2 protein-coding genes are annotated in these 1,855 nt (G+C 60.1%); both read left to right on the forward strand.

What is annotated here, in order from left to right; genetic code table 11:
* On the forward strand, positions 1-803 hold an 803-nt coding region (locus ACRXB1_RS35370; protein ID WP_449494694.1), incomplete at its 5' end, for a LysR substrate-binding domain-containing protein.
* A 93-nt stretch (positions 804-896) separates the two neighbouring features.
* The coding region (locus tag ACRXB1_RS35375) for an NYN domain-containing protein (protein ID WP_449494695.1) at positions 897-1,855 on the forward strand (959 nt) is incomplete at its 3' end.

The following is a 1,855-nucleotide window of genomic DNA, read 5'->3' on the forward strand; positions in this document are numbered from 1 at the left end:
TCGCGCTGGAGGAAAGGCTCGGTGTGCGGCTGTTTCACCGCAGCACGCGCAGCGTCACCCTGACCTCCGAAGGCGCGCTGTTCCTTGAGCGCAGCCGCCGCATCCTCGCTGAAATCGAGGCGGCGCAAGCCGAGTTGTCCCAGGTGAATGTCGCGCCGCGCGGCCGCTTGCGGGTCAGCCTGCCGCTTGTCACCGAGCCGTTCCTGCATGTGATCGCCGGCTTCAAACTGGCTTATCCGGCCGTAGACCTGGATCTGGATTTCACGGACCGGCAGGTGGATATCATCGAAGAAGGATTCGATGCCGTCATTCGCACCGGCGATGTGCTCGACTCACGTCTCACAAGCCGGCGCATGGGCGCGTACCACATGCTGCTGGTCGGCTCGCCCGCGTACTTCGAGGCACATGGAAAACCTCTGAGCGCAAACGATCTGATGCAGCACACATGCATTCAGTTCCGATATCCCAATACAGGAAAGCTGGAGGTCTGGCCTCTTCACCGGGATGAAGTGCAAACCGACTTTCAACTGCCGCCATCGATTGTCTGCAACAACCTTGAAGCGCGGATCTGCTTCGCGTTGCAGGGCGTGGGAATCGCTTATCTGCCGGATTTCGCGATCCACGAGCATCTGGCGTCGGGCCGGCTGGTCGACGTGCTCGACGACTGCGCGCAGAGCGGCGGGACGTTTCGCATCATGTGGCCATCGGGCAAACATGTGGCTCCGAAATTGCGGGTGTTCATCGACTTCATATGTGAGCGATGTTTTCCGCCGGCCGCGCCAACACCCCGTGCTGCGAGCTGATTGTTTTTCACGCCGCAAACCGCGCCGCACAAACAGATATCATGTGCGCACATTAATACTGCCGTGTACGCCCGGCATTCTGCTGGAGTTTTTATGGCCTCATTTCCCGAAAGCGTCAGCATGGCGTTGTTTTGCGACTTCGAAAACGTCGCCCTCGGCGTGCGCGACGCGAAGTACGACAAGTTCGACATCATGCCGGTGCTCGAACGTCTGCTGCTCAAGGGCAGCATCGTGGTGAAAAAGGCTTACTGCGACTGGGATCGCTACAAGGGTTTCAAAGCCGCCATGCACGAAGCGAGTTTCGAGCTGATCGAAATTCCGCACGTGCGTCAGTCGGGCAAGAATTCGGCGGATATCCGCCTCGTGGTCGATGCACTCGACCTCTGTTATACGAAGTCCCACGTCGATACGTTCGTGATCATCAGCGGGGATTCGGACTTCTCACCGCTGGTCTCGAAGCTGCGCGAGAACGCGAAGAAAGTGATCGGCGTGGGCGTGAAAAATTCGACCTCCGATCTTCTCGTCGCGAACTGCGACGAATTTATCTTCTACGATGACCTCGTGCGCGAGCAGCAACGCGCCATCGCCAAACGTGAAGCGCGCGAGGCCCGTGAAGCACGCGACGCGCGCGATGCGAATGCGGCGGCGGCATCGGCGTCTTCATCGAACAAGCGCGGCTCCGACGAAGACCGCCAGCCCAAGCAGGAAATCGAAGCGCGCAAGGCGAAAGCCATCGCGATTGCGGTTGAAACCTTCGATGACCTCGCTTCCGAGCGCGGCGAAAGCGGGAAGATCTGGGCATCGGTCTTGAAGAGCGCGATCAAGCGGCGCAAGCCTGATTTCAACGAGTCGTACTATGGCTTCCGCGCGTTCGGCAATTTGCTGGAGGAAGCGCAGTCGCGTGGGTTGCTGGAAGTCGGGCGCGACGAGAAATCGGGCGCGTTCGTGTACAGGACGCAGACGGTCGCTGCAGTCGAAACGGTGCGCGAAGTCGAAGCGCCGGTTGTCGCGGCGGAAAACCGTCAGGCGGCGAGACCGGGTGGCGAGCGCAA

The sequence above is a fragment of the Caballeronia sp. M23-90 genome (genome assembly GCF_053574605.1).